This is a genomic window from Kitasatospora sp. NPDC087271, assembly GCF_044744605.1.
GTDB lineage: Bacteria > Actinomycetota > Actinomycetes > Streptomycetales > Streptomycetaceae > Kitasatospora.
Window position 1 is genome coordinate 1 of sequence record NZ_JBIUYQ010000032.1, and the last position, 22,457, is coordinate 22,457.

The following is a 22,457-nucleotide window of genomic DNA, read 5'->3' on the forward strand; positions in this document are numbered from 1 at the left end:
AGAGCAACAACATCCGGCCCGTACTCGCCAGCGGCACCCAGCGCTTCCCCCTCCCCGCCGGCCAGAACGCCTACGCCGTCATCGACCTCAACCCCAGCGGCGCCACCACCGGCACCACCCCCGACATCAACGAACTCAACGTCCTCGCCGACCAGGACGACACCAACATGCCCCTCGCCGCCACCCACAACTTCCCACTCCCCAACGACACCCGCGTCCTCAACCCCCACATGGGCAACTACCGCGCCACCATCACCGACGCCGTCACCTCCATGACAGCCGCCGGCAAGTAACCCCGACACCCTCGGCGAGGCGGCGAGGCCGCGAGGTCAGAAGGCCAGGGCGGGGCGGTGGTGGTCGAGCCACAGCGCGAGGTCGACGACCCGCTCCAGGCGGAGCCGGTGGCCCCACGGCAACTGCTCGGCAGGCGTGTCGAGGGCGGCCCCGACGACCGTCTCGTCGGCGATGTCCCGGACGTGCGGTGCGTCCAGCGCCTCGCGGGCCAGCCGCTGCAGACCCGCGTTGTAGTCGGGGTGGTGGGTGGCCGGGTAGTGGTTCTTCGGCCGCCACAGCACCGACTCGGGGGCGATGCCCCGACCGAGGTCGCGCAGCAGGCTCTTCTCCCGGCCGTCGTGGTTCTTCATCGCCCAGGGGGTGTTGAAGGCGTATTCGACGAGGCGGTGGTCGCAGTAGGGCACGCGCACCTCCAGGCCCTGGGCCATGGAGAGGCGGTCCTTGCGGTGCAGGAGTTGGCGCAGCCAGCGGGTGAGCGAGAGGTGCTGCATCTCGCGCAGGCGGTGTTCGGCGGCGCTCTCGGAGTCGAGGCGGGGGACGGCGGCCACGGCGGTGCGGTAGGTGTCGGCGCGGAACTCGGGGATGCGCAGCCGGGCGGCGAGGTCGGGGTGGAGCGGCATGGCGGCCTGGTCCCCGGTCACCAGGAGCCAGGGGAAGGCGCGAGCGGCGAGCGCCTTCGGGTGGTGGAACCACGGGTAGCCTCCGAAGACCTCGTCGGCGGCCTCGCCGGAGAGGGCGACGGTGGAGTGCTTGCGGATCTCTCCGAACAGCAGGTAGAGCGAGGTGTCCATGTCGCCGACGCCGATCGGCGAGTCCCGGGCGGCGACCACGGCGCGCCGGTTGTCCGGGTCGAGCAGGGCGCGGGGGTCGAGGACGACGGTGGAGTGCTCGGTGCCGATGAACGCGCCGGCCTCGGCGGCGAAGGGGGTGTCGTGGCCGGTGCGCAGCACGTCGCCGGTGAACCGTTCGGCCTGGTCGCTGTAGTCGACGGCGTAGGAGCGCAGGGTGGCCTGCGGCCCTTCGCGGAGCCGGAGTTCGTCGGCGATCAGGGCGGTGACGACGGTGGAGTCGAGGCCGCCCGAGAGCAGGCTGCACAGCGGGACGTCGGCCTCAAGCTGGGTGCGGGCGGCGCGGTCGACCAGGCCGCCGATCAGCTCGGTGGTGGTCTGCGGGTCGTCGGTGTGCGGGCGGGCGGTCAGCTCCCAGTAGCGCCGTTCGCGGATGCCGTCGCGGTCGAGGACGAGCAGGCTGCCGGGGTGGACCTCGCGGACGCCGGCCCAGACGGTGGGGCCGGTGTTGAACAGGAGGCTGTAGGCCTCGCGCAGGCCGTCGGCGTCCACGGTGGGGGTCACCTCGGGGTGGGCGAACAGGGCCTTGGGTTCGGAGCCGAAGGCGAGGCCGCCGTCGGTTTCGGCCCAGAACAGCGGCTTGACCCCGAGCCGGTCGCGGACCAGCAGCAGGCGCTGCTCGCGGTCGTCCCAGACGGCGAAGGCGTACATGCCCTCCAGGTGGTCGACCAGGGCGTCTCCCCACTCCTGGTAGGCGCGCAGGACCACCTCGGTGTCGCTCCGGGTCTCGAACCGGTGGCCCTTGGAGGCGAGTTCGGATCTCAGCCGGTGGTGGTTGTAGACCTCGCCGCTGTAGGTGAGCACCACCTGCGGGTGTTCGGGGCGGTCGGTCATGGGCTGGGTGCCGCCCTCGATGTCGATGACGGCGAGGCGGCGGTGGCCGAGCGCGGCGTGGCGGCCGAGCCAGACCCCGCCGGCGTCGGGTCCGCGCCGGGCCATGGTGTCGGTCATCGCCTGGATGACGGAGGCGGCGCCGTGGCCGATGTCCTGGTGGAAGGACTGGTGGAAGGACACCCAGCCGGTGATCCCGCACATGCTCGCGCTCCTGGGGTGAAGGGGTGTGCTCTGCCGGACGCTGTCGGCGACGGCGCCCGGCCCAGAAGTCGGGCCGGACGTCCGGGAAGTTCCGGGCAACCGCAGGATTCCCGGGGCGGGTCGGGCGGTGCCCGCGCGAAGCCCGTCGGGGGTGAACCGTTGGGCGTCGGGCTCGGACGGAGGGGCGTCGGGCTCGGTCGGCCGGGTCGGTACGCCGGCCGGCGGCGTTCAGTTCCGGGGATCGGGCAGCGCGGGGTAGGGGATGAAGGTGCTGGTGTGCTCGTCGAGCGCCAGCGGCCGGCCGATGGCGGGCGCGGCGCGCTGCGGGCACGCCGGGCGTTCGCACACCTTGCAGCCGAGCCCGATCGGGGTGGCGGCCGCCACGTCGCCGAGGTCCAGTCCCGCCGAGTACACGAGCCGTGCGGCGTGGCGGAGTTCGCAGCCGAGGCCGATGGCGAAGGTCTTGCCGGGGCGGCCCCAGCCGCCGGGTGAGCGGGTGACGGCGCGGGCGGTCCAGAGGTAGCGCCGGCCGTCGGGCATGGCGGCGACCTGGACGTGGACCCGGCCGGGGGCGGCGAAGGATTCGTAGACGTTCCACAGCGGGCAGGTGCCGCCGGTGCGGGAGAAGTGGAAGTCGGTCGCGGACTGGCGCTTGGAGACGTTGCCGGCCCGGTCGACCCGGACGAAGGAGAACGGCACGCCGCGCAGCCGGGGCCGCTGGAGGGTGCTGAGCCGGTGGCAGACCGTCTCGTAGCCGACGCCGAAGTGGTCGGCGAGGTGCTCGATGTCGTAGCGCGCCGATTCGGCCTCGGCGTGGAAGGCGGCGTACGGCAGCACGAGGGCGGCGGCGAAGTAGTTGGCCAGGCCGATCCGGGTGAGCGACCAGGCGGTGGAGCCTTCCGGGCTTTCCTGGGCCGCGAGTTCGGACAGCAGCGGATCGTGTTCCAGGTAGGCGAGTTGGGTGGCCATCCGGAACGCCTGCTGGCCCGGGCGCAGCCGGTCCGACAGGCTCAGGACCCTGCTGCGCGGGTCGTACCGGTGCAGGTGCTCGCCTCCGGCGACGGTCCGTACACCGTGGCCGGAGGCGAGCCGGTCGGCCAGCACCGCCCTGACCTCGCCGCGCCGCAGGCCGATGGATCTCGCCAACTCCTCGGCTGCGGTGTCGAGTTCGTGGAGGTAGTTCTGGCGGCGGTAGAAGAACTCGCGGACCTGTTCGTGCGGGGTGAGGGTGTCGGGCGCCGGGCCGCGGTCCCCGGCGAGGACGGCGAGCTGCTCGGCGACCGCCCGTCGGCCGCGGCCCAGGTCCATGAGCAGCCGCGCCACGGCGGGCAGGCGCGCGGCCACCTCGTCGAGGTCCCCGGCGGTGACCCGTCCGGCCGCGAGCTCCTCGCCGAGCGCGTCGCGCAGTTCGGCGGTGAGCCGGGCGCTGTCGGGCGGGGCGAAGTACCCGGCCTCGACGCCGAAGGCCTCGGTGAGGCGCAGCAGGACGGGCACGGTGAGCGGGCGGGCGTCGTGCTCCAGCTGGCACGAGGTGGCGGGCGTAGGCCGCGAGCGCCTGAGCCGCCGGGCCCTGCTGAACCGGACGCCCGGGGCGACGCGTTGTAGCCCGTAAGTGCGTGTACACGAGAAGCGCAATCGTCCCGACAGGCAGGAAAGTTGATGACACATCATGGACGACGGCTGGCCGCGTTGCTCAGCGGGGTTTCCTTGGCCCTCTCTGCGCCGTTGATGTCGGGGCCGGCCTTCGCCGCGTCGGCCGATCCGGCGACCGGCTCCACCGCCGAGGCCTTCGCCGAGGCCCAGGAGCGGATAGTCGAGGCCGCGGACGAGGTCAACCGGCAGGCTCACCTGGACCCGGCCACCGGGTACGGCAACATCGTCGTGTCCGTGAAGGACGAGGGGTACACCCTCTACTGGAAGGGGGAGGTTCCCCAGGACATCGGTGGTCTGGTCGCCGCCCAGCGTGCCCGAGGCGTCGCCGTCTCGGTCGTTCCCTCGCGCTACAACGCCGAGGAGCTGAAGGAACGGGCGCACGCGATCATCACGTCCGACCTCCGCGTCAACGGCGCGGAGATCATCAGCGCGGGGCCGAGCAACGACAGCAACTCACTGAACATCGGCGTCGACGCCGCACAGCTCGCAGCCCAGGACAACGCTCGGGCCTCCCTGCAGAGCACGGCCTCGATCCCGGACAGCCTCACCCACGGCATCCCCGTCACCGTCGCGCCGGAGGAAGCCGCCCACAACACGGGTCTGCGGGAGGCGGACGGCTCCCCCTGGTTCGGCGGATCCCTCATCAAGACCACCGTGGGGGGTCTGAACGCGACCTGCACGTCCGCCTTCGGCGCCAAGTGGCCCAAGGAGCACAACCCCGCGGGATACGACCAGTACTACCTGATCACCGCCGAGCACTGCGTGTCGTCCGGCACCACGGTCAAGAGCGGCAACGGCCTGGTGATCGGCAAGGTGGCGGACGAGATCGTCCGTCACGACAGTGCGTTCATCTCGGTGGACAAGGCCTCGCCGTGGTTCTACACCGGCGGGCCGGTCAAGTCGACGACCCAGACCACGTCGAAGTTCACCGGCCCCGGCACCCTCTACGCCGGCATGGAGTTCTGCGTGAGCGGCGCGCTCATGGGGGAGGTCTGCGGCGGAAGGGCCGTCAGCACGGACCAGGAGAAGAAGATCGAGGGATCCACGCGCGTGGTGAGCGAGCTCGACCAGGTCGCCGGCAAGAACATGGCGGGGAAGGGGGACAGCGGCGGCCCCGTGTACTCGTACGGCACGCAGGGGAACAAGTTCGCCGCGGGAATCCTGTCCGCGAGCATCAAGGGAGAGAACTGCAAGAATCCGCTCGGTGGGACACGCCCGTCCTGTTCGCCCAACATCTACGTGACGGACCTCGCGTCGACCCTGCGCCTGTACAACGGCATGGTGATCGGCAACTTCGTGTAGCCGGATTCCTCCCGCCTGCGTGCGCAGGCCGGTGATCGGGGCGGCGCCGGCACGAAGTCGGCGTCGCCCCTGATCCTCTGGTGCAGGGGCGACGCCTGCCTGGTGCTCCCCTCAGCACCGCCCGGCGTTCCTGCGTTTCGCAGGTTTCGCAGGTTTCGCAGGTTCGCAGGAATCCGCCGTACGGATTCCACCGGTTGGCATGCTGGATCATCGGCCGTCCGACGAGCAGGCTCGGTCATGCAAGACCGAGAGCCGTCGAGCGCCCCCGAGGAGTCCCGTGATCGAGCACCACGTCCGCGTCCACCCCAGCGCCGACCGGCTGCCGCCTGAGGAGCAGCTCGCCTGGAAGCTGGCCGCCGTCGCCACCGGCACCGAGGAGCTGGACCCGGCCGGCGCGGGCATGGCCGTCAACCGGGTGATCGACAACGCGGCGGTGGCCGTCGCGTCGCTGCTGCGCCGGCCCGTGGCGGTGGCCCGGTCCCAGGCGCTCGCCCACCACGGCGCGCCGGGCGCCCGGGTGTTCGGCAGCACCGCCCGGGTCTCGCCGGAGTGGGCGGCCTGGGCCAACGGCACGGCCGTGCGCGAGCTGGACTTCCACGACACCTACCTCGCCGCCGACTACTCCCACCCCGGCGACAACATCCCGCCGCTGCTGGCCGTCGCCCAGCACACCGGCCGCAGCGGGTCCGACCTGCTGCGCGGCATCGTCGCCGCCTACGAGGTCCACGTCGCCCTGGTGCGGGGCATCTGCCTGCACGCCCACCGGATCGACCACGTCGCGCACCTGAGCGCGGCCACCGCCTGCGGGCTCGGCGCGCTGCTGCGGCTGCCGACCGAGACCGTGTACCAGGCGGTGCAGCAGGCCGTGCACACCACCACGGCCACCCGGCAGTCCCGCAAGGGCGAGATCTCCAGCTGGAAGGCCTTCGCCCCCGCCTTCGCCGGCAAGGCCGCGATCGAGGCGGTGGACCGGGCTATGCGCGGTGAGACCTCCCCGTCCCCCGTCTACGAGGGCGAGGACGGCTTCCTCGCCTGGATGCTCGACGGCCCGCGGTCCGACTACACCGTGCCGCTGCCCGCGCCCGGCGAGCCGAGGCGGGCGATCCTGGACACCTACACCAAGGAGCACTCCGCCGAGTACCAGGCCCAGGCGATCATCGACCTGGCCCGGCGGTTGCGCGAGAGGACCGGGCCCCTGGACGGCGTCCGCTCGGTCGTCCTGCACACCAGCCACCACACCCACCACGTCATCGGCTCCGGCTCGGGCGACCCGCAGAAGTACGACCCGACTGCGAGCCGGGAGACCCTCGACCACTCGATCCCGTACATCCTCGCCGTCGCCCTGGAGGACGGTGCCTGGCACCACGAGCGCTCCTACGCCCCCGAGCGGGCCCAACGCCCGGAGACCGTGGCGCTCTGGCAGAAGATCACCACGGTCGAGGACCCGGAGTGGACCGCCCGCTACCACGACCCCGATCCGCAACGCCGGGCCTTCGGCGGGCGCGTGGTGATCACCCTGGACGACGGCACGGTGATCGAGGACGAGCTGGCCGTCGCCGACGCCCACCCGGCCGGCGCCCGCCCCTTCGACCGCCCCGCCTACCAGCGGAAGTTCCGCACCCTGGCCGAGGGCATCGTCTCCCCCGCCGACCAGGACCGCTTCCTGGCAGCCGCCGCCGATCTCGCCGAGCTGAAGGCCGCAGACCTGGACGAGCTCTTCCCGGCCGTCGACACCGAGGCCGTGCGCGCGTTCGACGCACTCCTCCCGAAGGGCCTGCTCTGATGCTGCACACCCGCACCACCCCCGCCCAGCGCCGCCGCGCCCTGCGCGAACGCCTCGCCACCGGGCGGCTGTTGACGATGCCCGGCGCGCTCAACCCGCTCTCCGCCCGGCTCATCCAGGACCTCGGCTTCGAGGCCGCCTACCTCTCCGGCGCCGTCCTCGCCGCCGACCTCGGCCTGCCCGACATCGGCCTCACCACCGCCACCGAGGTCGCCGCCCGCGCCCAGCAGACCACCCGGGTCACCGACCTCCCGGTGCTGATCGACGCCAACACCGGCTTCGGCGAACCCATGAACGCCGCCCGCACCGTCCAGCTGATGGAGGACGCCGGCCTCGCCGGCCTGCACCTGGAGGACCAGGTCAACCCCAAGCGCTGCGGCCACCTCGACGGCAAGGCGGTCGTCCCCCGCGAGGACATGACCCGCCGCCTGCGGGCCGCCGTCGACGCCCGGCGCGACCCCGACTTCCTGCTGATGGCCCGCACCGACGCCCGCTCCGTCGAGGGACTGCGCGCGGCGATCGACCGGGCCAAGGCCTACGTCGACGCCGGAGCCGACGCGGTCTTCCCCGAAGCCCTCGCCGACGAGGCCGAGTTCGAGGCCTTCCGCAAGGCCGTCGACGTCCCGCTGCTCGCCAACATGACCGAGTTCGGCAAGTCCCCGCTGCTCGACGCCCGCACCCTCCAGGACCTCGGGTACGAGATCGCGCTCTACCCCGTCACCCTGCTGCGCCTGGCCATGGGCGCGGTGGAGGAGGGTCTGCGCACCCTCGCCGCCGAGGGCACCCAGGAGTCGCTGCTGCCGCGCATGCAGCCGCGCTCCCGGCTGTACGAACTCCTCGGCTACGAGCAGTACGCGGCCTTCGACTCGGCCGTCTTCGACTTCACCCTCCCGCCCGGCGCCTGACCCCGCATCGGAGACCAGCCATGCCCACCACCGCACCCGGGATCCACCGCGGACTCGCCGGTGTCGTCGTCGACACCACCGGGATCTCCACCGTCATCCAGGAGACCAACTCCCTCACCTACCGCGGCTACCCCGTCCAGGACCTCGCCGCCCAGCGCTCCTTCGAGGAGGTCGCCTACCTGCTGTGGCACGGCGACTCCCGCGTCCCGATCATGCAGGCCGCCCTGGACGCCCTGGTAGCCCGCAGCGCCGACCCCCGGACGGCCCGGCTGGCCGCCCTGCACGCCGCACTGCGCGAGGCGATGCTGGAACGCAAGGGCATCCACCCCAACCTCGACTACCCCGCCGGCCTCGCCTACCACCTGATGGGCTTCGACACCCCGTCTTCACACCCGTCTTCGTGATGAGCCGCATCACCGGCTGGACCGCCCACATCACCGAACAGCTCGCCCACAACTCCCTGATCCGCCCGCTCGCCTGCTACGACGGCCCCGGCCAGCGCCCGGTGCCGGGGCTGTCACCGAGCACGGCGTAGGGAACGCGGCTACGGCGGTCCGGCTCGACCGCCAGGCGCCCGCCCGCCGGCGGGCGGGCGCGCTGGGCGCAGTCGCGGCGCTCGCAGATCCGGCAGCCCAGCCCGATCGGGGCGGCCGCTCCCGGAGCGTCGAGCGCGACGCCCTCGGCATGGACGAGGCGGTGGGCGTGGCGCAGCTCGCAGCCGAGCGCGACGGCGAACTCGCTGCGCGGTGCGCGGTGCCCGAAGCCGCCGTGGGAGACGGTGCGGGCGATCCAGAAGTAGCGCTTCCCGTCCGGCATCTCGGCGACCTGGGTCAGGATCCGGCCGGGTGCGGAGAAGGCCTCGTAGACCGTCCAGAGCGGGCAGGTGCCGCCGAGGCGGGAGAAGTGGAAGTCGGTCGCGGACTGGCGCTTGGAGATGTTGCCCGCCCGGTCGGCGCGCAGGAAGGAGAACGGGACGCCGCGTCGGCCCGGACGCTGGAGGGTGCTCAGCCGGTGGCAGACCGTCTCGAACCCGACCCCGAAGCGGGCCTGGAGCAGCTCGACGTCGTACCGCAGCTCCTCGGCGGCCGTGTGGAAGGCGGTGTACGGCATCAGCAGGGCGCCGGCGAAGTAGTTGGCCAGGCCGATCCTGGCCAGGTCGGCGGCCTGGGGTGAGGTGAGGCCGGGCCCGGCCGCCGCCACGAGCGTGTCGAGCAGCGGCCGGTGCTCCAGCAGGGCCAGTTGGGTGGCGAGTTGGAAGGCACGCCGGCCGTCGGCCAGCCACGGTGAGAGCCGCAGCGTGCCGGCCGCCGGGTCGTAGCGCCGCAGGTCGCCGGGCCGCCGGTGGTCGGCGTCCAGCACCCGCACCCCGTGCCGCTCGCCGAGGCGGGCGGCCAGCGCGGCGGCGGTGCGGCCCGCGGTCGTCGTCGCCAGGCACCGCGCGGTCCGCTCCGCCGCCTCGTCCAGGGCGGCGATGTGGTTGTGATGGGTGTAGAAGAAGTCCCTGACCTCGTCATGGGGTTCGGCCGGGCGGATGCCCGCCCCGGTGCCGGGCTCACCGAGGTCGACGACGCGCGCGAGCGCCTCGCGGTAGCCGCGGTGCAGCGCGACCAGGGCCCGTGCCACCTCCGGGTGGTTCCGGCTCACCTCCGCGATCTCCTCCGTCGGCACGGCTCCGCCACAGGCCTCGTCCGCGAGCGCGGTGCGCAGGTCGGTGCCGAGGCGTTCCTCCTCGGCCTCGGAGAAGAACTCCGGGTCGACCCCGAGCACCTCGGCGATCCGCAGCAGCACGGCGGCGGTCAGCGGGCGCTGGCTGTGCTCGATCTGGTTGAGGTAGCTGGTCGAGATGCCGAGCTCGCGCGCCAGCTCGACCTGGTTCATGCCGTGCTCGCGGCGCAGTCGGCGCAGCTTGGCGTGGGCGTAGATCTTCCGCCCGGTCGGACGTGGCATGGCCCGCACTTCCTCTCTCAGACCCGGTTGGTTCGGATCGCGGCCTCGACCCGGACGGCGTCGGCGGTGTCCCGGACCTCGTGCACCCGCACCGCCCACGCGCCCTGCGCGGCGGCCAGGACGCTGGCCGCCGCGGTGGCCGCGTCGCGTTCACGGGCCGGACGGGCCTCGCCCGTCCGCGGGTCGGCCAGCAGCTCGCCCAGGAAGCGCTTGCGCGAGGCCGCCACCAGGAGCGGGCGCCCCAGCACGCGCCAGGCGTCCAGCGACGCCAGCAGCGCCCAGTCGTCCTGCCGGCGTTTGGCGAAGCCGAGGCCCGGGTCCACGATGACCTGGGCGGGGTCGACCCCGGCCGACACCACCGTGTCCATCTGCCGTGCGACCTCACGGATCACCTCGGCCGCGACGTCCTCGTACGCGGCCAGTTCGTCCATGTGGGCGGACTGCCCGCGCCAGTGCATGACGACGAAGGGCACTCCGGCCCTGGCCGCGGCGCGGGCCATGCCCGCGTCGGCCCGGCCCCCGCTGACGTCGTTGATGATCCGGGCTCCGGCCTCCACCGCCGCTTCGGCGACCCGGGCCCGCATCGTGTCGATACTGACCAGGACGCCCTTGTCGGTGAGCGAGCGCACCACCGGCAGGACCCGGCGCAGTTCCTCCTCCTCGGACACCCTGGTCGCTCCCGGCCGGGTCGACTCCCCGCCGACGTCCACGATGTCCGCGCCCTGCTCGGCCAGCAGCAGTCCACGGTCCACCGCGCGCCCCGGGTCCAGCCAGCGGCCGCCGTCCGAGAACGAGTCGGGGGTCACGTTCACGACTCCCATCACCGCGCACCGATCCCATCCGGGCAGTCCCGACAATACCTGCGAAGGTCTTTTCATGAACTCATTGTGCCGCCCGCCCCACCCGTCTCCCAACTCGCACCCCCGAGAGAATTCGTATCACAGAGTGGACACTTGAGGACTACCGCGAGCCCGGCTGGTTAACCTCCTGCCATGACACTCGGAATTCCCTCCACGCGGACGGATCGGGCGACCTCCATCCGCGAACTCCTCGCGACCGGCAGGCTTTCCTATTCGTTCGAATTCATGCCGCCCCGGAGCGCCGAAGCGGAGGTCGGCCTGTGGAATGCGATCCGGCGCCTGGAAGCGCTGTCCCCCACCTTCGTCTCCGTGACCTACGGTGCCGGCGGGTCCACACGGGAGCGGACGGTGAACGTCACCGGCCGCATCGCGCAGGAGACCACCCTCACGCCGACCGCCCACCTGACCGCGGTCGGCCACAGCGTCGCCGAACTGCGGAACATTCTCGGCCACTACGCCGACCAGGGCGTTCGCAACATCCTGGCGCTGCGCGGCGACCCGCCGGGCGATCCGCTGGGCACCTGGCACCGCCACCCCGACGGAGTGGAGTACGCCGCCGACCTGGTGCGGCTGATCAAGGAGTCCGGCGACTTCTGCGTCGGTGTGGCCGCCTTCCCGGACCTGCACCCGAGGTCCCCCGACTGGGATTTCGAGATCAGGCACTTCATCGAGAAGTGCCGGGCGGGAGCCGACTACGCCATCACCCAGATGTTCTTCGACGTGGACAGCTACCTCCGTTTCCGGGATCGACTGGAATCGGCCGGCTGCACCGTTCCGGTCATTCCGGAGATCATGCCGGTGACCAGTATCCGGTCACTTCGGAGGATTCCGACACTGACCACCGCCGCCATTCCCGACGAGCTTTCCGAAAGCATGCTGAAGCAGCAGGACAATCCGAAGGCCGTCCGGTCGATCGGTATCGATCACGCCACCGGAATGTGCCGACGCCTGCTCTCCGAGGGAGTTCCCGGGCTGCATTTCATGACCATGAACTTCTCCACGGTGACGACGGAGATCTACCAGAACCTCGGGCTTCCCGGGTCCGGGTGAAACGGGCCGGGCCGCCGTTGCGGCAGCCCGCCCGGGGACGGTCCCGGGCCCACCCGGCCGGGCGCCGCACGGCGTGCGGGGCCCGGCCGGGTCGCGTCACCGGGGGGTCAGCCGGCGAGCTCCGCGCGCAGGTGGCGGGCGGCGCCGACGAGGCTGTCGAGCGAGGCGCGGGTCTCGGTCCAGCCGCGGGTCTTCAGGCCGCAGTCGGGGTTGACCCAGAGCCGCTCGGCGGGGATGGCCGCGAGGCCCGCGCGCAGCAGGGCGATGGCCTCGTCGGTGCTCGGGACGCGCGGGGAGTGGATGTCCCAGACGCCCGGGCCGACCTCGCGCGGGTAGCCGGCCCCGGCGAGTTCGCCGGCGACCTCCATGTGCGAGCGGGTGGCCTCCAGCGAGATGACGTCCGCGTCGAGTTCGTCGATCGCCGTCATGATCGCGCCGAACTCGGCGTAGCACATGTGGGTGTGGACCTGGGTGTCCGCGCGGACGCCTGAGGTGGCCAGGCGGAAGGACTCGGTGGCCCACGCCAGGTACGCCGGGCGGTCGGCGGCGCGCAGCGGCAGGGTCTCGCGCAGCGCCGGCTCGTCGACCTGGACGACGGCCGCGCCGGCGGCCTCCAGGTCGGTGACCTCGTCGCGCAGGGCGAGGGCGACCTGGCGGGCGGTGTCGCCGAGCGGCTGGTCGTCGCGGACGAAGGACCAGGCGAGCATCGTGACGGGGCCGGTGAGCATGCCCTTGACCGGGCGGTCGGTGAGGCCCTGCGCGTAGCCGAACCAGTCGACGGTCATCGGGTGCGGGCGGGAGATGTCCCCGGCCAGGACCGGCGGGCGCACGTACCGGGTGCCGTAGGACTGCACCCAGCCGTGCCGGGTGGCGAGGTAGCCGGTGAGCTGTTCGGCGAAGTACTGGACCATGTCGTTGCGCTCGGGCTCGCCGTGCACCAGGACGTCCAGTCCGGCCTTCTCCTGGAAGGCGATGACCTCCCGGACCTCCGCCTCGATGCGCTCCCGGTAGGCCGGGGCGTCGATCCGGCCCGCCGTGAGGTCGGCCCGCGCGACCCGCAGTTCGGAGGTCTGCGGGAACGAGCCGATCGTGGTGGTCGGCAGCAGCGGCAGGCCGAGCCGGGCGCGCTGGGCCTCGGCCCGCTGCGGGTAGGCCTGGGCGCGGCGGGTGTCGTCGGCGGTGACGGCGGCGGTACGGGCGCGCACCGCCGGATCGTGGGTGATCGGCGAGTTGGCGCGCGAGGCGAGGTCGGCGCGGTTGGCGGCCAGGTCGGCGGCGATCGCCCCCGTGCCCTCGCGCAGGCCCCGGGCCAGCAGCGCCACCTCCCTGGCCTTCTGCTTGGCGAAGGCGAGCCAGCGCAGGATCTGCGGGTCGACGTCGCGTTCGGCGGCGGCGTCCAACGGCACGTGCAGGAGGGAGCAGGACGGCGCGACGTCGACCCGCTCGGCGAGGCCCAGCAGGGTCGCCAGGGTGGCCAGCGACTTCTCCAGGTCGTTGATCCAGATGTTGCGCCCGTCGACCACCCCGGCGACCAGCCGCTTGCCGGGCAGCCCGCCGACGGCGGCCAGATCGTCCAGGTTCGCCGCGGCGGGCCCCGTGAAGTCCAGCGCCAGGCCCTCGACCGGGGCCTTGGCCAGCACCGGCAGGGCCTCACCCAGGCGGTCGAAGTAGCTCGCGACCAGCAGCTTCGGACGGTCCGCCAGGCCGCCCAGGTCACGGTAGGCGCGGGCGGCGGCGTTCAGCTCGGCCGGGGTGCGGTCCTGCACCAGCGCGGGCTCGTCCAGCTGCACCCACTCGGCGCCGGCCGCCTTCAGGTCCGCCAGCAGCTGCGCGTAGACGGGCAGCAGCCGGTCCAGCAGGGTGATCGGCTGGAAGTCGTCGGCGACACCGGGGGCGGGCTTGGCGAGCAGCAGGTAGGTGAGGGGGCCGACCAGCACGGGGCGTGCGGTGTGGCCGAGCGCCAGCGCCTCCCGGAACTCCCCGACGGCCTTGGCCGGGTCCGCGGTGAAGACGGTGTCCGGGCCGAGTTCGGGCACCAGGTAGTGGTAGTTGGTGTCGAACCACTTGGTCATCTCCAGCGGCGCGACCTCCTGGGTGCCGCGCGCCATGGCGAAGTAGCCGTCCAGCGCGTCCGCCTCGACGGCCGCCCGGTGGCGGGCCGGGATCGCGCCGACGGCGACCGTGGTGTCCAGTACGTGGTCGTAGAGCGAGAAGTCGCCGGTGGGCACTTCCGAGGCCCCGGCCTGGGCGAGCTGCGCCCAGTTCTCCCGGCGCAGGCCGACCGCCGCCTCCCGCAGGGCGTCGGCGGTGACCGTGCCCTTCCAGTAGCCCTCGATGGCCTTCTTCAGCTCCCGGCCCTGGCCCTGCCGGGGGTAGCCGTACACGGTGGCCCTGGTTGCCGCGGCTGCGGACTTCGTGGTCAAGGGACTCTCCTTCGCGAGTCTGGCTCCTCAAGTACCCGGGGACGGGACGAGAGCGCGAAGGGATGACGAACCGGGCGGCGGCTCACGTCGATGCACGTGCCGGACCCGCCTGGTATGGTCGCCGACCCGCCCGCGAGGTCACCGGGATATCCGCACGCGGAACGGTCCGCGGGCGGGCAACGGGCAGGTCTTCGGACTCGTGGGCGCACCGGGCCTGTCGGCGTCCGGTACCTACTGGCCATCGCTTCCCAGACCCGTCCCGGGTCCAGTGCGTATGACGGCGGTCGTTCCCACTCACCGCTGCGGGGCAGTCCCGGATTCCCACCGGGTTCCCTCTTGCGACGTCCTGCCTGGCGGGCAGGACGAACCAGCTGCGTCGCCAGCTTAGGGGCAAACCGCCGGGGCCGACGCGGAATTCACGGAAGCCGTCCGCATGGTGAGACTCCCTCGCCGCTCGCGGAGCCGTTCGTGGTGCTGCTGGCGGTGCCGTTCGTGGTGACTCGTCGACCGTCCGGGGCTTCGAAGCGCACCACGGGCTCGAAGTTGGCGCGGCGGGCCGCGCGGCGGAGGACGGTGAGGACGGCCGGGCCGACGACGAGCACGGCCGTGAAGGTGGTGACGGCCCGGCCGGTGTCCCAGCCGAGCGAGGTCGCGAGGTCGAAGAGCAGGTAGCGGTGCCACTGCTCGGTGAACGGCAGCCCCGGCAGGTAGGCGATGGAACTGTTCGGGTCGGTGGAGAACGGCCAGAAGGAGAGGTTGAGAAGGAAGCCGAAGAGGTACCCGGAGAAGGCCCCGTACGCCGCCAGCATCGCCACCTCCCAGCGCCGCCGCCGGGTTCTCGGCAGGAGCCCGGCGAGCATGCCGACGAACGCGCAGCCGAACATCTGGTACGGCATCCAGGGGCCGACGCCGCCGGTGAGCAGCGCGGAGGCGAACAGCGAGGTGCAGCCGAGGGTGAACCCGAAGCCCGGGCCGAAGACCCGGCCGGCCAGGACGAGGATGAAGAAGACCGTCTCCACTCCTGCGGTGCCGGCGCCGAGCGGGCGCAGCCCGGCGTTGACGGCGGACAGGACGCCGAGCATGGCGAGGGCCTTGGCGTCGATGCCGCCGGCCGCGATCTCCGCGATGACGACGGCGAGCACCAGGATCAGCAGGGCGCCGAAGATCAGCGGCGGGGCGTAGGAGGAGCCGAACTTTCCCGGGGCGACGACGAACGGCCAGGTGAAGGCGACCAAGCCGATGAAGGCGGCCAGGGCCGCGACGACGCGGGCCCGGCCGGGGATCCGGACGGCGCTCACCGGGCGGTCTCGGCGGGCGCCAGGGCCTCGGCCACCTGCCGGGTAGTCAGGTAGGGCAGCGGGGCGAGGATCTTGGCGGTCTGGGGGGCGAAGGTGGGCGAGGCGACGATGACCTCGGCGGTGGGGCCGTCGGCGACGATCTCGCCCTCGGCCATCACCACCACCCGGTCGGCGGTGGCGGCGACGAACTCGACGTCGTGGGTGGAGACGACGACCGTACGGCCTTCGGCGGCGAGGGCGTCCACGATGCCGGTGAGCGCCTCCTTCGCGTGGTAGTCGAGCCCTCGGGTGGGTTCGTCCAGCAGCACCACCCTTGGTGCGGCGGCCAGTTGGATCGCCAGGACCAGGGACAGCTTCTGGCCCTCGGAGAGGTCCCGGGGGTGGGTGCCGTCGGGGATCCCGGGGGCGAGCCGGTCGAGGATCTGCCGCGCGGTCGGGCCGGCCGTGGTCCGGCCTGCTGCGGTCGGGCCGGCGGCGCCACGGGCCTCCAGGTCGCTCTGGGCGAGTTCCTGGGCGACCGTCTCCAGGTACAGCAGGTCGGTCGGGGTCTGCGGGACGAGCCCGACGAGCTGCCGGGCCCTGGTCGCGGAGAGCCGCTTGGGGTCCGCGGCCGGCCCGCCGTCGGCCCCGAGGACCCGCACGCTGCCGCCCTGTCGCGGGCCCGAGCCCTGGAGGGCCCACAGGAGCGAGGACTTGCCCGAGCCGTTGCGCCCCATCAGCGCCGTGACCTCACCGGCCCGCAGGTCCAGCCCGACCTCCCGGACGGCGGCCACCGGCCCGTACCGGACGACCACCCCCCGGGCGTCCAGCACCCGATCCCCCACCACCGCTGCCCGGCGCGGCGGAGGAACGGGCACGTCGGTGAGCCGCTCCCGCAGCGGGGCGGCGGCGCGCCGGGCGTCCCGGACGGAGAGCGGCAGCGGCCGCCACCCGGCCAGCCGCCCGAGGTCGACGACGGGCGGCGCGATCGCGGTGTGCCGGAAGACCTCGGCGGGCGGCCCGTGCACGACCGTGCCGTCGCCGGGCAGGTAGGCGACGCGGTCGGCGTACTGGACGACCCGCTCCAGGCGGTGCTCGGCGAGCAGGACGGTGACGCCGAGGTCGTGGACCAGGCGGGTGATGGCGGCGAGCACCTCCTCGGCGGCCGTCGGGTCGAGCGCCGAGGTCGGTTCGTCCAGGACCAGGACGCGGGGGTGCGCGGTGAGCACCGAGCCGATGGCGACGCGCTGCTGCTGGCCGCCGGAGAGCTCGTGCAGGGCGCGGTGGCGCAGGTCGGCGAGGCCGAGCAGGTCGAGGGTCTCCTCGACGCGCTTGCGCATCACCTCCGGCGGGACGGCCAACTGCTCCATGACGTAGGCCAGTTCCTCCTCCACCGTGTCGGTGGTGAAGCCGGCCAGCGGGTCCTGCCCCACCACACCCACCACGTCGGCCAGTTCGCGCGGCGGGTGGTGCGCGGTGTCCCGGCCGTCCACGGTGACCCTGCCTCGCAGGGTGCCGCCGGTGAAGTGCGGCACGAGGCCGTTGACGGCGCCGAGCAGGGTCGACTTGCCGACGCCGGTACGGCCGACCACCAGGCAGAGCTCGCCCTCCGGGATGTGCAGGTCGACGTCGCGCAGGACGGGGGTGGTCTCGCCGTCGTACACCACACCGACCTGGTCGAATCGGATCACGTGCTCACCTCGGGGGTCGTACGGTCGGTACCGGTACGGCGGGTACCGGTGTCGGGCTCCGGGGTACGGCCCGGCGGCGGCGCGATCACCCCGGCGGCGCCGGCCAGCAGCAGGGCGAGCACCGGGACGAGCGGCAGGCTCGGCCAACTGAGCGGGTAGAGCGACGGGTTGAGATCCGTGGCGTCGTAGCCGACGGTGGCGAACAGCAGGACGGCGGCGGTCACCCCGCAGCCCGCGACGGCCCACTCGGCGGCCCGCCAGCGGTCCGGCCGGTAGGTGGTGCGCCGTACGCGCCGGCCGCCGAGGACCAGCCCCGCCACGCAGAGCAGGGCGCCCGCGAGGAAGGCCGGAAGCCCCAGGGCAGCGGGGGCGGTCCCGTCCAGGAGCCCGTACACCCCGGCACACAGGCCGCACATGCCGAGCAACATCAGGGCGCCGGTGACGCGACGGGAGCGGCGGGTCGCGGTGCCGGAGCGGCCGTAGCCACGCGAGTCCATCGCGGCGGCCAGGTGCAGCGAACGCTCCAACGCGTCCTCCAGCACCGGGACGACGATGCTGCGCAGCGCGCGGACGCCCTTCCGCTGACCGGCGCGCAACCGCCGTGCCCGGGCGACGCGTTGGACGCTCTGCACCAGCTGCGGGGCGACGCTCAGCGACACCGTCACGGCCACACCCAGCTCGTACAGGGCGCCGGGCAGGACGCGCAGGGCGCGCTTGGGGTTGGCGAGGGTGTTGGCGGCGCCGATGCAGCAGATCAGGCAGGCCAGGCGCAGCCCGTCGAAGGCGGCGGAGAGGGTCGCCTCCAGGGAGACCGGCCCGCCGATCCGGATGCCCGTGTACCAGGCGGGGGTGGGCAGGTGTGGGAGCGAGAAGAGCAGATGGTCGTGCGGGGTGATACCGGTGGCGAAGACGCACCGGAACACCACCCGGATCGCCACCACGGTCAGGGCCAGCCACAGATAGTAGGTGAACCCGCGCGCCCACGGGGCCTCGGTCCGGCGGGCGGTGACCACGTAGCCGAGCACGGCGAGGACGAGCAGGAGCAGCAGCGGGTTGGTGGTGCGGCTGGCCGCCGTCGCCAGGGCCAGCGCCCAGGTCCACCAGGCCAGCGGGTGCAGGTTCCGGGGGCCGCGCCGGCTCCCGGCGTCGCGTCCGGGGGCCGGCTTCGGCTTCGGGTCGGGCTTCGGGTCGGGCTTCGGGGGGACGGCGGCGTGCTGGTCGGGCATGGTCACCGGATCACTCGGCCCGGCGGCGGCGCCGTCGCGCGACGACCACGGTGGCCGCGCCCAGCACCCCCACGAGGGCGGTCGCGATGACGGCGGGGGCCATCGACCCGGAGTCGTGCGGGGCGTCGGCCACCGGGTTGGCGTCCACCACGCCGCCGGGCACGGCGGGGGTGGACATCGGCGCGGCCGCTGCCTCGACCGTCTGCGGGGTCGGCTGATCGCTCGGGGCGTCCGCCGGCGGAGCGGTGGACGGTTCGACCGGCACCGGCGCGGCGGGCACGGGCGTCGGCGCGGGCGCTCCAGGCGGCGTGATGCCCTCCTCGGGGGTGGCGGCGGCGCCGGGCCCCGGGGTGGTGGCGGGCGCGGGCGGACGGGCTCCGCCCGCCGAGGGCTTGGCGGGTGCCGGGGCCCGGCCCGATCCGGTGCCACCGGCCGTGCCGGCGCCGCTGGTGCCGGCGGTTCCGCCGCTGCTGCCGGTTCCGCTCGCGTTTCCGGTGCCGCCGCTCGAACCGGTGCCGCTGCCGCCGGTCGTCCCCGTGGCACCCGTCGACCCGCCGCCGGAACCGTTGGAGCCGCCGGAGCCGCCCGTGGTGCCCTGGCCGGGGTCGGCGGGCTGCCCACCGGGGCTGGAGTTGTTCGCGCGAACGCTGTCCGGTGAGAAGCCCGGCCGCCCCTCGGTGCCCTCGACGTTGGTGCCACCGAAGATCCAGAGGTCGACGCTGCCGGGCTTCGGCTGGTAGCTCATCGCGCCGAGCTGGCTGTAGGACCACTCGTTCTGGCCCGGATCGGCGTGCCAGTACGACCAGTAGGCCGTGGCCGGGGGCGTCAGAACGCACTTCTCCTGGTCCGGGGCCGGGAACTGCTTGCCGCCCTGGAAGCCGCTGTAGCCGATCCGGCAGATGAACGCCGGACCGTCGTGCCCGGTCCCGGTGGTCTGCCAGCCGCCCTGGTTGAGCAGGGTGAAGCCGGTGGTCGGGGTGGTCCCGCAGGAGCGCAGCAGCGGGCCGCCCCACTTGCTGAAGTCCACGGCGAGCACCACGCCGGAGGTGGTGGTGCACTGGTCGATCGGCAGCGGCGCCGCGGACGCAGGGGCGGTGCCCGCGGCGACGCCGCCGAACGCGAGGGCGAAGGTCAGGGCCGCCGCCCCGGACAGCCGGCCGAGCCGCCCGCCGAGTCCCCGGCTCACCGGTGCCGCCCCGGGGCGGCCGCGGCGCGGCGTCGGGCGACGTGGACCGCCGCCGCACCGAGCGCGGTCAGCACACCCGCACCCGCCGTCAGCGTCAGGGCCTGGGTTCCGGTCCCGGCCAGGCTGCCGGAGCCGGTCTGCGCCGCCGCGCCACCGGCGGGCGCGCCCCTGCCATCGGCCGGGGCGTCGATGCCGCCGGCCGACCAGGTGGCCGAACCGTCGCCGGTCGAGGGAGCGGCGGTGTCCGAGGGCCCAGCCGTGGCGGGCAAGCCCGTCGGGCCCGGCGTGTTCGTGGGAATGTTCGTAGGTGTGCCGGTCGGTGTGCCCGTGGGCGTGCCGGTCGGGGTGCTGGTCGGCGAACCCGTCGGGGTCGCCGTCGGGGTCGCCGTCCCGGTGGAAGTCGGAGTGGGCGTCGGCGTCGACGTTCCCCCGAGCTCCCGGAACAGCGTGCCGAACGAGATCCCGGTGGCACCGCCGAGCACCTGCGTGGACGCGCGGACGTCCGATCCCGGCTGCCCGGCGGAGGCCACGTTGAACCCGCCGTCGCCGTTCTGCTGGCCCGACAGGAAGTCGCGCGCCTTGGCGATCTGGGCGCCGTACGTGGACTGGCGCAGTGTCATGCCCTGGATGGCTAGCGCGGCCGAGTTGGTCGAGTCGCCGGCCGCTCCCGGGAAGCCGCCGTCGGGCAGTTGCCGCGCGGCGAGCCAGCCGAGGCCCTGGTCGACGGCCCGCGCGGCTTCGTCGCCCGGCACGAGGGCGAGGGCCATGACGGCCATCGCCGTGCTGTCCACGTCGGAGTCACCGGTGACGGGGATCAGGCTCGGCCACGATCCGTCCTGGTGCTGGAGGCCCTTCAGGTAGGCGATCGCGGGAGCCGCGTTCGTCGAGTCCCCGGCCCGGAGCTGGGCCATGATGCCGAGCGCCTGGGAGAACACCGAGGTCGCGTAGGTGTAGTTGCCGGGCGCCGCGCAGCCGGTGCTCTGGTCGGCCTTGGTGCACACGAGGGCGGCCAGGGCGGCGATCAGGTCGTGGCCGCCGAAGGCGCGCGGGTTGCGGCCGACCGCCTCGGCGAGCAGCGCCTCCTTTCCGATCGAGCCGCCGCCTGCGTACTCGGTGCCGATGCCGGTCCAGTCGTTGACGGTGCGCTCGCTGGCGTCCTTGCCCGGCTGGTCCAGGAAGTCGACGATCCTGCGCAGCGCGGCGTCGTCGGTGCCGGTGGCCGCGAGGGCGTAGGCGCCGTCGATGGTGAGGCCGAAGTCGGCGAAGGCCGGGAAGCCCTCGTAGTAGCGGCCGTTGATCAGGCGGGACGGGTCGGTGAGGTAGGCGCTGCCCTTGGCGGCGTCGGGGGTTCTCCCGGCGGGCGGCGTGGTCGCGGGCGAGGTCGGCGGCGTGCTGGCGGGTGTCGTCGGCGGGGTGGTGGCGTCCGGGTTGTGCCGGACGCTGGTGAGGTCGGTGCCGGTCAGGGCCAGGATCGCCTGCTCGGTGGCCGCCGGGTCCGGGTCGGTGGTCGACGCGTCGGGGCCGAAGCCGCCGTCCGTTCCCTGCCGGGCGGCGAGCCAGGCCGTGGCGGCAGCCCGGCGGGTGTCCTGTCCGGTGGCCCTGAACGCCTGGGCCGCGCTCGCGGTGCTGATGGTGTCACCGGGGGCGCCGAGGTACGGGAGGAGGGAACCGTCGGCCTGCTGTCCGGCCGCGAGCTGGTCCGACGCCTTCTTCGCGGCCGTCTCGTACCCGGGGGCCGTGCGCAGGGCGAGGACCGCGAGGCCGGTGGTGAGCGGGTCGGACTCGCAGTGGTCGCCGGCGACGATCATCGATCCGGCCACCCCGCCGTCGGCGCACTGGAGCACCGTGAAGCGGGCGAGCGCCGGGGCGGGTGGCGTGACGCCGGCGCGCTGGAGGGCGATGACGCCGAGGGACTGGACCCAGGGCGAGGCCGCGCCGAGGAAGTCCCCGGCGGCGGTGCACTTGCCGTTCTCCCCCGCCGCCGTGCAGACGTGGCCGGTGAGCGCGGCGATCAGGTCCCGGCCGCCGAAGGCCCGGGGATCGCCACCGGTGCTCTCGGCGACGAGGGCCAGCAGTGCAGCGGCCTTCGCATCGGGCCGGCCGGCCGGTCCGTCGGGATACAGGAAGGCGTCGGCGTGGGCGGAGAGGAAGGCGGTCGTCCGGCGCAGCGCCGGGTCCTGCGTGCCGGCGGCGGCGAGGGCGATGGCGGTGAGGGCGGTCCGGGGGTAGTCCGGGCCCTCGACGGCCCAGTTCTCCATGTGGTCGCCGCCGACGAGTTGACGGGCCAGCCAGGCCGCGGCGGCCACCGGATCACCGGTGGCGGACGGCCCGGTCGAAGTCGAGGTCGGAGTCGGGCTCGGGGTCGCCGAGGGTGACAGCGAGGCGGACGGCGAAGCCGACGAGCCGCCGCTCTTCGCCCGGACGGAGTCCGGCGTGAAGCCCGGCGCCCCGCTGGTGCCGCCGATGTCGGTGCCGCCGTACACCCAGGCCTCGACCTCGCCGGGCTTGGGCTTCTGCGTCCCGGCGCCGAACCGGCTGTAGGACCACGCCTGTTGGCCGGGTTCGGCGATCCAGTACGACCAGTACGCGGTGGCCTGCGGGGTGTTGACGCAGGGTTCCTCGGCCGGCGTCGGGTACTGGGTGCCGCTGTTGAAGGTCCCGGTTCCGAGTCGGCAGATGAAGGCGGGTCCGTCGTGCTCGGTTCCGGCGGTGGTGAAGCCGGCGGCGTGCAGCAGGTTCATCCCGGTCGTGGGGTGGGCGTCGCAGCCCCGGACGACGCCGCCGCCCCAGTGGGTGAAGTCGACGGCGACGATCGCGCCCGTCGTCGCCGTGCACTGCTCGATCGGGTCGGCGGCCGCGGTACCGGGGCGCCCGAACAGGACGCTTCCGCAGGCGGCGACCGCGACAGCACCGGCGACCACCAAGGAGGCGAGGTCCCGGTTCCTGTGACGTGTGCGACTGCTGCTGACCCTCACGA

The 22,457-nt window shown here is 73.6% G+C and carries 14 protein-coding genes, 2 pseudogenes and 1 riboswitch; of the genes and pseudogenes, 6 read left to right on the plus strand and 10 right to left on the minus strand.

What is annotated here, in order from left to right; all coding sequences use genetic code 11:
- Positions 1-293, plus strand: a pseudogene (locus ACIO9K_RS33685) (hypothetical protein); the annotation flags it as partial.
- 36 nt (positions 294-329) lie between these two features.
- On the opposite strand, the gene asnB reads toward ACIO9K_RS33685, so the two are convergent.
- Both asnB and ACIO9K_RS33695 read right to left on the minus strand, forming a co-directional pair.
- A complete protein-coding gene (gene asnB, locus ACIO9K_RS33690; protein ID WP_400335495.1) occupies positions 330-2,177 on the minus strand; it encodes an asparagine synthase (glutamine-hydrolyzing) in 1,848 nt (615 codons plus the stop codon).
- Positions 2,178-2,405: 228 nt separating this feature from the next.
- Positions 2,406-3,845: a short-chain fatty acyl-CoA regulator family protein gene (locus tag ACIO9K_RS33695; protein ID WP_400335589.1), complete on the minus strand. Its 1,440-nt coding sequence runs from the start codon at positions 3,843-3,845 to the stop codon at positions 2,406-2,408.
- Positions 3,846-3,905: 60 nt separating this feature from the next.
- Between ACIO9K_RS33695 and ACIO9K_RS33700 the strand changes: the two genes are divergently transcribed.
- The 4 genes and pseudogenes from ACIO9K_RS33700 to ACIO9K_RS33715 all read left to right on the plus strand — a co-directional run.
- Positions 3,906-5,132, plus strand: coding sequence for a hypothetical protein (locus ACIO9K_RS33700; RefSeq protein ID WP_400335497.1), 1,227 nt, complete (start codon positions 3,906-3,908; stop codon positions 5,130-5,132).
- A gap of 277 nt (positions 5,133-5,409) precedes the next feature.
- Complete coding sequence (locus tag ACIO9K_RS33705) at positions 5,410-6,915, plus strand: MmgE/PrpD family protein (RefSeq protein ID WP_363619710.1); 1,506 nt, start codon at positions 5,410-5,412, stop codon at positions 6,913-6,915.
- Positions 6,915-7,820, plus strand: coding sequence for a methylisocitrate lyase (prpB, locus tag ACIO9K_RS33710; RefSeq protein WP_400335499.1), 906 nt, complete (start codon positions 6,915-6,917; stop codon positions 7,818-7,820). Before ACIO9K_RS33705 ends, prpB begins: the two co-directional genes overlap by 1 nt.
- A 20-nt stretch (positions 7,821-7,840) precedes the next feature.
- A pseudogene (locus ACIO9K_RS33715) lies at positions 7,841-8,334 on the plus strand (citrate/2-methylcitrate synthase); the annotation flags it as partial.
- Here the strand turns inward: ACIO9K_RS33715 and ACIO9K_RS33720 are convergent.
- On the minus strand, positions 8,301-9,767 hold the full coding sequence (locus tag ACIO9K_RS33720) for a short-chain fatty acyl-CoA regulator family protein (protein ID WP_400335501.1): 1,467 nt from the start codon (positions 9,765-9,767) through the stop codon (positions 8,301-8,303). The pseudogene ACIO9K_RS33715 and the gene ACIO9K_RS33720 overlap by 34 nt on opposite strands.
- A gap of 17 nt (positions 9,768-9,784) precedes the next feature.
- Positions 9,785-10,645 (minus strand): dihydropteroate synthase, encoded by an 861-nt coding sequence (gene folP / locus ACIO9K_RS33725; RefSeq protein ID WP_363619702.1) that lies wholly within the window; start codon positions 10,643-10,645, stop codon positions 9,785-9,787.
- Positions 10,646-10,759: 114 nt separating this feature from the next.
- Here folP and metF point away from each other — a divergent pair, with 114 nt between their 5' ends.
- Entirely contained in the window at positions 10,760-11,677 is a 918-nt protein-coding gene (gene metF / locus ACIO9K_RS33730) for a methylenetetrahydrofolate reductase [NAD(P)H] (RefSeq protein ID WP_400335505.1), read from the plus strand.
- Between the two features lie 107 nt (positions 11,678-11,784).
- Here metF and metE read toward each other — a convergent pair whose 3' ends face one another.
- The 6 genes from metE to ACIO9K_RS33760 all read right to left on the minus strand — a co-directional run bounded on the left by metE (position 11,785) and on the right by ACIO9K_RS33760 (position 22,455).
- Positions 11,785-14,100, minus strand: a complete 2,316-nt coding sequence (gene metE / locus ACIO9K_RS33735) for a 5-methyltetrahydropteroyltriglutamate--homocysteine S-methyltransferase (RefSeq protein ID WP_400335508.1) — start codon at positions 14,098-14,100, stop codon at positions 11,785-11,787.
- A 164-nt stretch (positions 14,101-14,264) separates the two neighbouring features.
- A riboswitch (cobalamin riboswitch) is annotated at positions 14,265-14,487 on the minus strand.
- 29 nt (positions 14,488-14,516) lie between these two features.
- Entirely contained in the window at positions 14,517-15,398 is an 882-nt protein-coding gene (locus ACIO9K_RS33740) for an ECF transporter S component (RefSeq protein ID WP_400335511.1), read from the minus strand.
- Positions 15,395-17,068 (minus strand): ABC transporter ATP-binding protein, encoded by a 1,674-nt coding sequence (locus ACIO9K_RS33745; RefSeq protein ID WP_400335514.1) that lies wholly within the window; start codon positions 17,066-17,068, stop codon positions 15,395-15,397. Before ACIO9K_RS33745 ends, ACIO9K_RS33740 begins: the two co-directional genes overlap by 4 nt.
- Positions 17,065-18,294 carry a CbiQ family ECF transporter T component gene (locus tag ACIO9K_RS33750; RefSeq protein ID WP_400335517.1) on the minus strand — a complete coding sequence of 410 codons (1,230 nt, stop codon included), beginning with the start codon at positions 18,292-18,294 and terminating at the stop codon, positions 17,065-17,067. The genes ACIO9K_RS33745 and ACIO9K_RS33750 overlap by 4 nt, the downstream gene beginning before the upstream one ends.
- 10 nt (positions 18,295-18,304) lie before the next feature.
- Positions 18,305-19,480: a hypothetical protein gene (locus ACIO9K_RS33755; RefSeq protein ID WP_400335520.1), complete on the minus strand. Its 1,176-nt coding sequence runs from the start codon at positions 19,478-19,480 to the stop codon at positions 18,305-18,307.
- On the minus strand, positions 19,477-22,455 hold the full coding sequence (locus ACIO9K_RS33760) for a prenyltransferase/squalene oxidase repeat-containing protein (protein ID WP_400335522.1): 2,979 nt from the start codon (positions 22,453-22,455) through the stop codon (positions 19,477-19,479). Before ACIO9K_RS33760 ends, ACIO9K_RS33755 begins: the two co-directional genes overlap by 4 nt.
- Positions 22,456-22,457 lie beyond the last annotated feature (2 nt).

Bases quoted from the DNA above. Each gene is read 5' to 3' on its own strand.
- asnB (WP_400335495.1), bottom strand. From the start codon at position 2,177: ATGTGCGGGATCACCGGCTGGGTGTCCTTCCACCAGTCCTTCCACCAG.
- ACIO9K_RS33695 (WP_400335589.1), bottom strand. From the start codon at position 3,845: ATGTGTCATCAACTTTCCTGCCTGTCGGGACGATTGCGCTTCTCGTGT.
- ACIO9K_RS33700 (WP_400335497.1), top strand. From the start codon at position 3,906: ATGTCGGGGCCGGCCTTCGCCGCGTCGGCCGATCCGGCGACCGGCTCC.
- prpB (WP_400335499.1), top strand. From the start codon at position 6,915: ATGCTGCACACCCGCACCACCCCCGCCCAGCGCCGCCGCGCCCTGCGC.
- ACIO9K_RS33720 (WP_400335501.1), bottom strand. From the start codon at position 9,767: ATGCCACGTCCGACCGGGCGGAAGATCTACGCCCACGCCAAGCTGCGC.
- folP (WP_363619702.1), bottom strand. From the start codon at position 10,645: ATGAAAAGACCTTCGCAGGTATTGTCGGGACTGCCCGGATGGGATCGG.
- metF (WP_400335505.1), top strand. From the start codon at position 10,760: ATGACACTCGGAATTCCCTCCACGCGGACGGATCGGGCGACCTCCATC.
- ACIO9K_RS33750 (WP_400335517.1), bottom strand. From the start codon at position 18,294: ATGCCCGACCAGCACGCCGCCGTCCCCCCGAAGCCCGACCCGAAGCCC.